Origin of the sequence: Microbacterium aquimaris, from assembly GCF_039531285.1 — a bacterium.
Lineage (GTDB): Bacteria > Actinomycetota > Actinomycetes > Actinomycetales > Microbacteriaceae > Microbacterium > Microbacterium aquimaris.
Window position 1 is genome coordinate 1,914,140 of record NZ_BAAAPT010000001.1, and the last position, 11,988, is coordinate 1,926,127.

Here is an 11,988-nt window from a genome sequence, read left to right on the forward strand (position 1 = left end):
GTAGGATGTCGTGCGGATCCCCGCCCGATCCCCGGACGACGGTTCAGTACCCGGTGCGCGACAAGACTGGCCAAGGAGCAGTCCGTCATGTCATGGGTCGTCCTCGTGGTCTCCGGAGTCCTCGAAGCCGTGTGGGCCACCGCCCTCGGCAAGTCGGAGGGGTTCACGCGACTGTGGCCCTCGGTGGTCTTCCTCGTCGCGCTCGCCGCCAGCATGGGGGGACTCGCGTGGGCGCTACGCGAGATCCCGACCGGCACGGCCTATGCGGTGTGGGTGGGGATCGGGGCGGCGCTCACCGTCGGCTACGCCATGGTCACGGGGGAGGAGGCCTTCTCCGTGATCCGGCTGCTGCTCATTCTCGGGCTGGTCGGCTGCGTGGTCGGACTGAAGCTGGTCGGTGATCACTGACACCCGCCGCGGTCGGCCTCGACATCGGCGGCACGGCTTCGGACCGGAGCGGCAAGGCGCAGCGCAGCGCAGACGAAGCTTCGCTTGCTCGATGCAGCCGAGCCGATCAACGACTTCACGTGTTGTCACGGTGTTGTCACGAAAGAAGATCACGGGTCCTGAAGACCCGCGATCTTTGTCCCGAATGGTGCCCCCGACAGGAATCGAACCTGCGACCTTTGGTACCGGAAACCAACGCTCTATCCCCTGAGCTACGGAGGCGTGCCGATCGAGACTATCACCCTCCGAGTGGCGCTTCCGCCGACACCTCCGGTAGCTCCGACAGGGCCGCCAGAGACGCAGCGAGTCGCTCGGCGAGGTAGGCGTGGCCGGCCGTGGAGGGGTGGTCGTTGCCGGGCCCGGTGTCGATGACGTCGAAGTAGTTCGACGGCCGGATCCACCCCTCGGTGAGGGGGGAGACGTACCACCAACCGCGCGCCACGGCGAGCGTGGCCAGATCGGCGTCGATGGCCGTGGTCGCCGCGCCGACGGGGAGCACGTGCGGTGCCGGACCCAGAATGACCACCGACGCCTCCGGGAAGGTCGCCGCCAGGGTGTCCCACGCCGAGCCGACCGCCTCTCGGTACCCGTCGGGATACAGGCGCCGGTCGTTGATCGAACCTTCGACGATGATGAGATCGGGGTCGAGCGAGGGGTCCAGGGCGGCGATCCGCGTGCCGTAGTCGGGTCCGTCGATCCCCGCCTTGAGGTAGCCACTGCCGCGTACCCCGTCGACCGTGGCGTCCCAGCCCATGATGTCGGACAGGACGTACGCGAACCCGAGTGTCGGCACCTCCGCGGCCGACCCGTAGACCCACGAGTCCCCGAAGATCAGGACCCTCGCCTCCTCCGGGACGGCCAGGGGCGGCAGGGCAGGCTCGCCGCCGGTCGCGCCTTCGTCGGCCGCGCCCACCGAGGGGTGAGCGGCCCACGGGCGCGCGGCCGACACGAGGGAGATCGCGAGCACCGTGAAGGCGAGGACGAGCACCACCAGAGGGAAGCGTCGGCCGGGCGTCGGGTCGCTCGCGCGCATACATAGAGGCTAGACGGATCCCGCGCCAAATCCGCGCAGAGCGAGAGATCCGCGCGCTGACCTCGCTATCGTTGCACCCACACAAGCGTCGACGCGGCCGCCGGGTCGCGGGCGCACGACCCGGGAGTCTGATCGAATATGAGCAGTCCGAACGACGGTAGCCATAGCACCCCGCCCCCCGGCGGTGGCAAGCCCAAAGCGCCCAGAGTCGACAGCGTGAAGCGCGTCATCGAGGAGGTGACCAAGCCCGGCTTGGTCCACCCCGCACTCATCCCCGGAATCGGGGTCGAGAAGACCGGACGCGCGTTCCCCATGAACTGGGGGGTGTTCATCTTCGCAGCCGTCGTCGCCCTCGGTGTGATCATCTGGGCTTTCGCCGCGCCGGAGAGCATCAGCACCGTCGGCGGTGCAGCCCTGGGCTGGGTGAGCACCAACTTCGCGTGGCTGTTCTCCGCGTTGGCGATCGTGGTGATCCTCTACATGCTCGTCGTCGGCTACGGTCGCAGCGGCGGAGTGCGTCTGGGCTCCGACGACGAGAAGCCGGAATTCTCGACGACCTCGTGGATCGCGATGCTCTTCTCGGCCGGCATCGGGATCGGGCTGCTCTTCTACGGCCCCTACGAGCCGCTGCTGTTCTTCATGGACCCACCCAGCGGATTCGATGTCGCGCCCGAGTCGGCCGCGGCGATGAAGACCGCGATGGCCCAGGCCATGCTGCACTGGGGTCCGATCGCGTGGGCCTTCTACGCCCTGGTCGGTGGAGCCATCGCCTACAGCGCATACCGCCGCGGACGCGCGCCGCTGATCTCGGCGATCTTCGAGCCCATCTTCGGCAAGCGCACCGAGGGCCCCCTGGGCGCGATCATCGACGTCTTCGCGATCATCGTGACCCTCTTCGGAACGGCGATCTCGCTCGGCATCGGCGTCCTTCAGATCGGTCGCGGGTTCGAGGTCGTCACCGGTGTCGGCCCGGTCGGCAACACCTTCCTCATCAGTGCGATCGCGATCCTCGCGGCACTGTTCATCCTCTCGGCGGTCTCGGGCATCAAGCGGGGCATCCGTCTGCTGTCGAACATCAACATGGTCCTGGCCGGGCTTCTCGCGGTCTTCGTGTTCATCGTCGGACCGACGATCTTCCTGCTGAATTTCCTCCCCGCCGCCGCGGTCGAGTTCTTCAACGAGCTCGGCACGATGCTCTCCCGTAGCGCGAACGACGGCGAGGAAGCGGCCGCGTTCATGTCCAGCTGGACGACCTACTACTGGGCGTGGTGGGTGTCGTGGACGCCCTTCGTCGGAATGTTCATCGCGAAGATCTCGCGCGGTCGCACCCTCCGCGAGTTCGTCACCGTCGTGATCATCGTGCCTTCGGCGGTCTGCCTCGCCTGGTTCGTGGTCTTCGGCGGCACCTCGATGTTCATGGAAGCCAGCGGCGTGCCGCTCAGTGATGCCGGCGGTGGCGAGGAAGTCCTCTTCGGTGTGCTGAACGAGCTGCCCTTCGGCATCGTCACGAGCGTGTTCGCGATGATCTCGATCGTCATCTTCTTCGTGACCTCGGCCGACTCGGCCTCGATCGTCATGGGGTCGATGTCGCAGCGCGGGCGCCCCGAGCCCTCGTCGTGGGTGACCATCCTGTGGGGTTCGCTGCTGGCGCTGGTCGCCGCCTCGCTGCTCCTGGCCGGCGGACAGAACGCCCTCTCGGGTCTGCAGTCGATCATGGTCGTCTCGGCGTTGCCGTTCTCGTTCGTGGTGATCGGCATCATGATCGCCTGGGCGAAAGACCTCCGCACCGATCCGTACGTGCTCCGCGGCAAGTACGCCCGCGCGGCCATCCAAGAGGGTGTCCGCAAGGGCATCGAAGACCACGGCGACGACTTCGTCTTCGGTGCCAGTGAGGTCCCGGCCGGTGACGGCGCAGGCGCCTGGTTCGACTCCGAGGACCCGGCGCTCACCGAGTGGTACGTCGAGGCGACGACCGGGCCCATCGGCACCGTCACCGCCGAGGACGTCCGACGCACCCTCGAGCCGGGGCACATCCAGCACAAGGGGCCGGACCGTCCCGATCACACCGCATCAGGCGACAACTCGCTGACGGTGAACGAGGACCGCCGCGCTCGTCGCCGCGAGCGCGAGCAGGAGTCCGACGACTGATTCCGGGCGCGTGCACCGGGGTGTCCTCGCGGCGTGCGAGGATACTCCGGTGCAACGCCAGGTGACCGCCGAACTCGACCTCGAACTGGGGTCTGCCGTCGATCTCATCCTGCAGATCACTTCGGCCCAGGGCGTGCCCGTGGTCGCCGAGGAACTCACCCTCACCCAGGGGGACCGGGTGTACAACCCGACCGAGATCGTCGACCACGCCGGCAGCCGACTCCACCGCCTCACCGGCGCTGCGGGCCTGCTCGAAGTGCGGTACTCGGCCGTGATCGACGGTGCCGTCACGAGCCGGACGACCGGCGACCTCGAGACCATCACGTATCTGCGTCCGAGCCGGTACTGCCAATCCGACGAGGTGTTCGCGCAGGCCCGACGCCGGTTCCGCGGACTCGAGGGGCTCGAACTGATCGCCGCCGTCACCGACTTCGTGTCGACGAGCACCGCCTACACGCCGGGCCTGAGCAACGGGACGGACTCGGCCGTGACGACCCTCACGACCGGCCAGGGGGTGTGTCGCGACTACGCCCATGTGGTCATCGCGATACTGCGCGCGATGGACATGCCGGCCCGCTACGCCGCGTGCTTCGCCCCCGGACTCGAGCCGATGGACTTCCACGCCGTCGCCGAGGCGTATCACGACGGTGCGTGGTATGTCATCGACGCGACGCGTCTGGCCGACCGACGCTCCCTGGTTCGGATCGCCACCGGACGGGATGCGGCAGACTGCGCGTTCCTGAGCTTCCACGGGGGCGATGTCGGACTACCCCGTCTGCACGTGGACGCGTGGAACCTCGACCCGTCGGCCACCGACACCGTCGACGATTTCGTGAGCCTCGTCCAGCTGAGCTGACACGGTGCGGGTGCGGCGGAATCGTAGGATGGGGAGCCTATGGATCCTGAAGCCCTCTCCGCCGCGCTGCTCTCGGTCATCGTCCCGCTCACGCAGGAGCGGGGAAGCGACGCCGCCGACGGGCTCACCACCGCCGACCTGCCCCTCGAACGTCCCCGGAACCGCGACCACGGTGACTGGGCCTCCAACGCCGCACTGAAACTCGCGAAGACCGTCGGCATGCCCCCGCGCGAGCTCGCCGCCGTCATCGCCGACAAGCTCCGGGCGATCGAAGGCATCGCCGAGGTCGAGGTCGCCGGCCCGGGATTCATCAACATCCGTCTGGACACCGCCACGGCCGGTGCACTCGCGAAGACCATCGTCGAAGCCGGCGCCGCCTTCGGGGTCAACGACACCCAGCGCGGCAACACCATCAATCTGGAATTCGTCAGTGCGAACCCCACCGGGCCGATGCATATCGGTCACACCCGGTGGGCCGCGCTCGGCGACGCGATCGCGCGCCTCCTGCTGGCCAGCGGGGCGACGCTCGTGCGCGAGTTCTACATCAACGACGCCGGCGCGCAGATGGACCGGTTCGGCCGTTCCGTCCTCGCGGCGGCGAAGGGCGAGCCCACCCCCGAGGACGGCTATGCCGGTGCCTACATCGACGAGCTGGCGCGGCGGGTGCTCGCCGCACATCCCGACCTCCTCGAGGCCGACGACGCCGAACGGGTCGCCCGTGACGCCGCGTACGGCCTCCAGCTGAGCGAACTGCAGTCCTCGCTGGAGAAGTTCAACGTGCACTTCGACGTGTGGTTCTCCGAACGCGTGCTGCACGCGAAGGGGGCCGACGGGGGGCCGAGTCTGGTCGACGAGGCCGTGGACCGACTCCGCGAACAGGGGCACGTGTTCGACCAAGACGACGCCGTGTGGGTACGCACCACCGATTTCGGCGACGACAAGGACCGCGTGATCCGCCGCTCCAACGGCGAGTACACCTACTTCGCCGCGGACGCCGCCTACTACCTCAACAAGGGCGATCGCGGTTTCGCGCACAAGATCTACCTGCTGGGCGCCGACCACCACGGGTATGTCCACCGTCTCAAGGCCCTCGCCGGCGCGGCCGGCGATGATCCCGACACCGACATCGAGGTACTCATCGGTCAGCTGGTGTCGGTCAACGGTGCCAAGCTCAGCAAGCGTGCCGGCAACATCATCGAACTCGACGACCTCCGCGACTGGATCGGCACTGACGCGCTGCGCTATTCCCTGGCCCGGTACCCCGCGGACTCTCCGCTGACGCTGGACCCGGAGATCCTCCGCAAGCGCACGAACGACAACCCCGTGTTCTACGTACAGTACGCCCATGCCCGCACCCACAACGTCTCGCGCAACGCGCATTCGTCGGGGGTGGACCGGTCTCGTTTCGCGCCGGAACTGCTCGACCACGCGACCGAGAGCGCCCTGCTGGGGGCGTTGCAGGAGTTCCCGCGGCTGGTGGCCTTCGCCGCGGAACTGCGCGAGCCGCACCGCATCGCGCGTTATCTCGAGGAACTGGCCGGGCTGTATCACCGTTGGTACGACAACTGCCGGGTGATCCCCCTCGGCGACGATCCAGTCGGGGACCTCCACCACACGCGTCTGTGGCTCAACGACGCGACCGGCCAGGTGTTGCGCAACGGTCTCGACCTGCTCGGCGTGAGCGCGCCGGAACGGATGTAGCGACATGACCGCCGGCGACACGCAACCGACCCGCCCGCTTCCCGACCCGCCGTCGCCGACCGGGCGACCGGAACCGCGTCGACGGCGGGTCTGGCCGTGGCTGGTCGGTGTGGGTGTCATCGTCGTCCTCGCGGTGGCGGCGGCGATCGCGGGGGAGTGGATCGCGCGGGAGACCGTCACCCGCACCGTGCGCGCCCAGGTCGCCGACGCGCTCGATGTGCCGGCCGATCAGGCGATCGATGTCGGTGTCTCCGGTCTCGTGCTTCCGCAGCTGATCATGGGCACGCTCGAGGAGCTCACCATCTCTGGTGACGACGTGGCACTCGGTCCACTCTCGGGTGATGTCGTCGTCACCGCCCGAGACGTCCCGGTGCGCGGGGACGCCCCGGCCGGCGCGATCGATGCGCGACTGACCCTCGACGGTGACCAGGTGGCGCAGCTGCTGGCCGGCCTCGAGGACTTCCCCGACGCGGAGATCACCCTCGCCGAGCCCGACGTCCGGTTCGACACCGCCTTCGACGTCTTCGGTCTCGAGATCCCCGTGGCCGTGCGCCTCACCCCGACCGCCGACGAAGGCGCGATCGCGTTGTCCCCCGCAGGCATCGAGGTCGCGGGGGTGGAGCTGACTGCCGACCAGGTCCGCGATCAGTTCGGTCTCATCGCCTCGGCGGTGCTCCAGGACTGGACGATCTGCGTGGCCGAGTACCTTCCCGCGGGGGTGACACTCGAGGCGATCGCGGTGGTCGGCGACCGGATCGTGGCGGACGCGACCGTCGATGGGGCGATCACCGTGGACGAGTCGCTCCAGCAACCCGGCACCTGCGCGTGACCCGACGCACGGCGGGGCGCGGGCGGGCCGTACCCTAAACTGCAAGCATCGACTTCGCCCGAGCACCCACGTGGGCCTCGGCGCGCTCCCCGAACCACCGATTGGCATCTTCACCCGTGTCCGCCACGTCTGACCCGACTCCCGCACCACCGGTCCCCGCCGACGTCAACGCGCTCGCCGAGAAGGTCTGGCCCCCGGACATCGAACGCCTCACCGACGGTTCGGTCAGCCTGGGTGGGGTGCCGGTCGCCGACTTGCAACACCGCTTCGGAACGCCGCTGTACGTCCTCGACGAGAACGCCGTACGGGACAGGGCGCGTGAGGTCCGCGAGGCTTTCGACGCCGCGGCGGAACGCCACGGCACCCGCGCGAGGGTCTACTACGCAGGCAAGGCGTTCCTGTGCACGGAGACCGTGCGGTGGGTCACCGCCGAGGGGCTCAATGTGGACGTCGCCACCGGCGGTGAGCTGGCCGTCGCCCTCGCGGCGGGCGCACCCGCCGACAGGCTCGGTCTGCATGGCAACAACAAATCCGAGGTCGAGTTGACCCGCGCTGTCACCGCCGGGGTCGGCACGGTCGTGCTCGACTCCCTCATCGAGATCGAACGTCTCGCGGCGATCGCGGCCGGCCACGGGACGGTCCAGGACGTCTCCGTGCGGGTCAACAGCGGTGTCCATGCCGAGACGCACGATTTCTTGGCCACCGCGCACGAGGATCAGAAGTTCGGCTTCACCCTCGAGGCGGCCGAGTCCGCCGTCGCGCGGATCCGCGAGTCGCCCTCCCTGAACTTCGTGGGGTTGCACTGCCACATCGGATCGCAGATCTTCGGCGCGGCGGGATTCGCCGAGTCGGCGTCACGCGTGATCGCGCTGCACGCGCGCCTGCTCGCCGGAGGCGACGTGCCCACCGTCAACCTCGGGGGCGGATTCGGCATCGCCTACACCGAGGCGGACACCCCCACTCCGATCGACGAGCTCGCCGACGAGATCGTCGCGGCCGTCGCACGCGAGTGCGACGCGCACGGCATCCCCGTCCCCGCCCTGTCCTTCGAGCCCGGGCGTGCGATCGTCGGACGGGCCGGAGTGACGTTGTACGAAGTGGGCACGGTCAAGCCCGTGACCGTCGGTGACGATCTCGAGCGCCTCTACGTCAGCGTCGACGGCGGGATGAGCGACAACGCGCGCCCCGCCCTCTACGGTGCGGCCTACTCGGCGCGCATCGTCTCGCGCCGCAGCGACGCCGGCCCGGCACTGGCCCGCGTCGTCGGCAAGCACTGCGAGGCCGGTGACATCGTCGTGGACGCAGAGTGGCTCCCATCCGACGTCTCTCCGGGCGATCTGCTGGCCGTACCGGCCACCGGCGCCTACTGCTTCTCGCTGTCGAGCAACTACAACTACATCCCGCGTCCTCCGGTGGTCGCCGTCGGAGACGGGGCCGCGCGCGTGATCGTACGCGGCGAGACCATCGACGATCTCCTCGCCCGAGACGCCGGAGTGCCGGCCACCACGGAAGGGAACGCATGACCGACTACCGCCGACTGAGGGTGGCGCTGCTGGGCGCCGGAGCCGTCGGGTCGCAGGTCGCTGCGCTGCTGCGGCAGCATGGCGACGAGCTGGCCGACCGCGCCGGTGCGCGCCTGGAGCTCGTGGGGATCGCCGTGCGCGACCCCGACGCGCCCCGCGACACCGAACTGCCCCGCGAGCTGATGACGACCGATCCCGAACCGCTGCTGGTCGGATCCGACATCGTCATCGAGCTGATGGGGGGCATCGAGCCGGCCCGTACGCAGCTGCTGACCGCCATCAGCGCCGGCGCTGATGTCGTCACCGCGAACAAGGCGCTGCTGGCCACGCACGGGCCGGAGCTGTTCGACGCCGCAGACCAGGTCGGCGCCTCGGTCTACTACGAAGCGGCCGCGGCCGGGGCGATCCCGATCATCCGGCCGTTGCGCGACTCGCTCGCCGGTGACCGCGTGCAGCGGATCATGGGCATCGTCAACGGCACCACCAACTACATCCTCGACCGGATGGACCGCGAGGGTGCCGACTTCGCCGACGTGCTCGCCGACGCGCAACGTCTGGGGTATGCCGAGGCCGATCCGACCGCCGACGTCGAAGGCTACGACGCCGCGCAGAAGGCGGCGATCCTGGCGAGTCTGGCCTTCCACACCGCCGTCCCGTTGGACGCGGTCCACCGGGAGGGCATCACACACATCGACAAGCAGATGATGGACGCCGCCCGCAGCGCCGGATTCGTCATCAAACTCCTGGCGGTGTGCGAACGCCTGGTCGGCGCGGCGGAGGACGGCGGCGACGCCATCTCGGTGCGTGTCTACCCCGCGCTCGTCGACCGCGAGCATCCGCTGGCCAGCGTCCACGGGGCCAACAACGCCGTGTTCGTGCAGGCCGAGGCCGCGGGGAACCTCATGTTCTACGGCGCCGGTGCCGGCGGTGTGCAAACCGCGTCGGCCGTGCTCGGAGACGTGGTCTCGGCGGCACGCCGCCATATCGCCGGTGGCGTCGGGGTGGGGGAGTCCACGCGCGCGAACCTGCCGGTGGTGCCCATCGGCCAGATGACCACGCGCTATCAGATCACCCTCGAGGTGAACGACCAGCCGGGCGTGCTCGCGACGGTCGCGGGCCTGCTCAGCGAGGGGCGCGTCTCGATCGCGACCGTCGAACAGACGCCGATGGGCGACGCCGACACCCTCGCGGTCCCCACCGGGGAGGCCGCGTACCGCGGCACCGGAACATCGCGTCTGGTGATCGGCACGCACACGGCACGAGAACAGGACCTCAGCGAGACCGTCGAGCGTCTCGCCTCCAGTGGGGTCGTCGAACGCGTGGTCTCGGTGCTGCGCGTGGAAGGAGACTGACATGGCACACGTCTGGCGCGGAGTCCTCCGCGAGTACGCCGACCGGCTCGGTGTGACCGACGCCTCGACCGTGGTGACCCTCGGGGAGGGGGGCACGCCGCTGCTGCCCGCCCCCGCGCTGTCGAGCCGGACCGGCGCGGATGTGTGGGTCAAGTACGAGGGGATGAACCCGACGGGGTCGTTCAAGGACCGCGGGATGACCGTCGCGCTCTCGCGCGCCGTCGAGCACGGCGCGAAGGCCGTGATCTGCGCGTCCACGGGCAACACCTCGGCGTCGGCGGCCGCGTACGCCGCCCATGCCGGCATCACGGCGGCTGTGCTCGTGCCCGAGGGCAAGATCGCGATGGGCAAGCTCAGCCAGGCCGTCGCCCACAACGGCCGTCTCATCCAGATCCGCGGGAACTTCGACGACTGCCTCGAGATCGCCCGCGAACTGGCCGACCATTACCCGGTCCACCTGGTCAACAGCGTCAACCCCGATCGGATCGAGGGGCAGAAGACCGCCGCCTACGAGGTGGTGGAGACCCTCGGTGACGCGCCCGATTTCCACTTCATCCCCGTCGGCAACGCGGGCAACTACACCGCCTACTCCCGCGGGTACCGTGAGGAGGCCGCACGCGGTGTCGCCACACGGGTCCCTCGCATGTTCGGCTTCCAGGCGGCCGGCAGCGCACCGCTCGTGCGCGGCGAGGTCGTGAAGAACCCCGACACGATCGCCAGCGCCATCCGTATCGGAAACCCCGCTTCGTGGGACCTCGCCCTCGAGGCGCGCGACGCGACCGACGGCTGGTTCGGTGCCATCGACGACGAGGGCATCCTCGCGGCCCAGAAGCTGCTCGCCGCAGAGGTGGGCATCTTCGTCGAGCCGGCGTCGGCCATCAGCGTGGCCGGTCTGCTCGACCGGGCCGAGAGCGGCGTCATCCCCGCGGGTTCCCGCGTCGTCCTGACCGTGACCGGGCATGGCCTGAAGGACCCGCAGTGGGCCCTCCGCAACGCCGACGGGTCGCAGGTGGAGCCGACGGTCGTGGATGCCACCACCGCAGAGGTGGCATCGGTGCTCGATCTGGTCCCGGAGGCGTCGGCGTGACGACACCCGACGGGTCGCGCGCCGTCGTGGTGCGCGTGCCGGCGACCAGCGCGAACCTGGGTCCCGGCTTCGACACGCTCGGGCTTGCACTGAGCGTGTACGACGAACTCGTCGTCGAGCGACTCGACACCGACGAGATCGAGATCGAGATCGAGGGGGAGGGGGGCGCCGACGTCCCCCGCGATGAGTCGCACCTCGTCGTGCGCTCGATGCGCTACGCCTACGAGGCGATGGGGCGGCGGATGCCCGGTGTGCGCCTGCACGCCCGCAACGTCATCCCCCACGGTCGGGGGATGGGATCCTCCGGTGCGGCGGTGGTGGCGGGACTGCTCGCGGCGAAGGGTCTCCTCGGCGGCGACGTCGAGTTCGGGGAGAGCACGATGCTGCGTCTGGCGACCGAACTCGAAGGTCACCCCGACAACGTCGCGCCGGCCCTGTTCGGCGGTCTGACGATCGCGTGGATGGACGAGGGCGTGCCCGAGCACAAGAAGCTGCTCGTCCACCGCGGGGTGGCGCCGTTGGTGCTCGTTCCGGAGTTCACGATGTCGACCCGTGTCGCGCGCACTCTCGCGCCGTTGCAGGTGCCACGCGAGGACGCGGTGTTCAACGTGTCACGCTCGGCGCTTCTGATCGCCGCGCTCACCCAAAGCCCGGAACTCCTGCTGGCGGCGACCGAGGACAAACTGCATCAGAACTACCGTGCGCAGGCGATGCCCGAGACCGATCGACTGGTCAGAACCCTGCGCGAGCACGGGTACGCCGCGGTGGTCTCCGGCGCGGGCCCCAGCGTCCTCGTCCTCGCAGACGGTCCGGGGCGTCGCCTGGAGGCCGCGGCGCTGGCGGCGGAGGCCGTCGACACCCCGTGGGACGCGCGGATGCTCGCCGTCGATTTCAAGGGTGGTACAGTGAGGAACCACGCGGAGGGTTCCACGTCATCGTGAATCTGGCCTCCGTCGCATTTCTGCGAAATCACCGCACAGCCCCCGGTACGACGCCGGCTCTCTGAATCGGC

The 11,988-nt window shown here is 69.3% G+C and carries 10 protein-coding genes, 1 tRNA gene and 1 riboswitch; of the genes, 9 read left to right on the plus strand and 2 right to left on the minus strand.

Translation table 11 applies throughout. The features are described from left to right. The first annotated feature begins 9 nt into the window (after positions 1-9). Positions 10-75: riboswitch (guanidine-III (ykkC-III) riboswitch) on the plus strand. A 12-nt stretch (positions 76-87) separates the two neighbouring features. Continuing rightward, positions 88-408: a DMT family transporter gene (locus ABD204_RS08735; protein ID WP_194425125.1), complete on the plus strand. Its 321-nt coding sequence runs from the start codon at positions 88-90 to the stop codon at positions 406-408. A gap of 185 nt (positions 409-593) precedes the next feature. Here the strand turns inward: ABD204_RS08735 and ABD204_RS08740 are convergent. Together ABD204_RS08740 and ABD204_RS08745 are read right to left on the minus strand one after the other, a co-directional pair. Beyond that, positions 594-669: transfer RNA gene (locus tag ABD204_RS08740), tRNA-Arg, on the minus strand. A gap of 16 nt (positions 670-685) precedes the next feature. Next, positions 686-1,480, minus strand: a complete 795-nt coding sequence (locus ABD204_RS08745) for an SGNH/GDSL hydrolase family protein (protein WP_194425126.1) — start codon at positions 1,478-1,480, stop codon at positions 686-688. 216 nt (positions 1,481-1,696) lie between these two features. Here ABD204_RS08745 and ABD204_RS08750 point away from each other — a divergent pair, with 216 nt between their 5' ends. The 8 genes from ABD204_RS08750 (at position 1,697) to thrB (ending at position 11,917) form a co-directional block, all read left to right on the plus strand. Continuing rightward, positions 1,697-3,628, plus strand: a complete 1,932-nt coding sequence (locus ABD204_RS08750) for a BCCT family transporter (RefSeq protein ID WP_322597553.1) — start codon at positions 1,697-1,699, stop codon at positions 3,626-3,628. 49 nt (positions 3,629-3,677) lie between these two features. Continuing rightward, on the plus strand, positions 3,678-4,484 hold the full coding sequence (locus tag ABD204_RS08755) for a transglutaminase-like domain-containing protein (protein WP_194425128.1): 807 nt from the start codon (positions 3,678-3,680) through the stop codon (positions 4,482-4,484). A gap of 39 nt (positions 4,485-4,523) precedes the next feature. Continuing rightward, positions 4,524-6,185, plus strand: coding sequence for an arginine--tRNA ligase (gene argS, locus ABD204_RS08760; protein ID WP_194425129.1), 1,662 nt, complete (start codon positions 4,524-4,526; stop codon positions 6,183-6,185). A 4-nt stretch (positions 6,186-6,189) separates the two neighbouring features. After that, positions 6,190-7,014 (plus strand): DUF2993 domain-containing protein, encoded by an 825-nt coding sequence (locus tag ABD204_RS08765; RefSeq protein ID WP_194425130.1) that lies wholly within the window; start codon positions 6,190-6,192, stop codon positions 7,012-7,014. A gap of 116 nt (positions 7,015-7,130) precedes the next feature. Then, entirely contained in the window at positions 7,131-8,537 is a 1,407-nt protein-coding gene (lysA, locus tag ABD204_RS08770; protein ID WP_194425131.1) for a diaminopimelate decarboxylase, read from the plus strand. After that, complete coding sequence (locus ABD204_RS08775) at positions 8,534-9,889, plus strand: homoserine dehydrogenase (protein WP_194425132.1); 1,356 nt, start codon at positions 8,534-8,536, stop codon at positions 9,887-9,889. The genes lysA and ABD204_RS08775 overlap by 4 nt, the downstream gene beginning before the upstream one ends. A 1-nt stretch (position 9,890) precedes the next feature. Continuing rightward, positions 9,891-10,976: a threonine synthase gene (gene thrC / locus ABD204_RS08780; RefSeq protein ID WP_194425133.1), complete on the plus strand. Its 1,086-nt coding sequence runs from the start codon at positions 9,891-9,893 to the stop codon at positions 10,974-10,976. Then, on the plus strand, positions 10,973-11,917 hold the full coding sequence (thrB, locus tag ABD204_RS08785; RefSeq protein WP_194425134.1) for a homoserine kinase: 945 nt from the start codon (positions 10,973-10,975) through the stop codon (positions 11,915-11,917). The genes thrC and thrB overlap by 4 nt, the downstream gene beginning before the upstream one ends. The last annotated feature ends 71 nt before the right edge of the window (positions 11,918-11,988 follow it).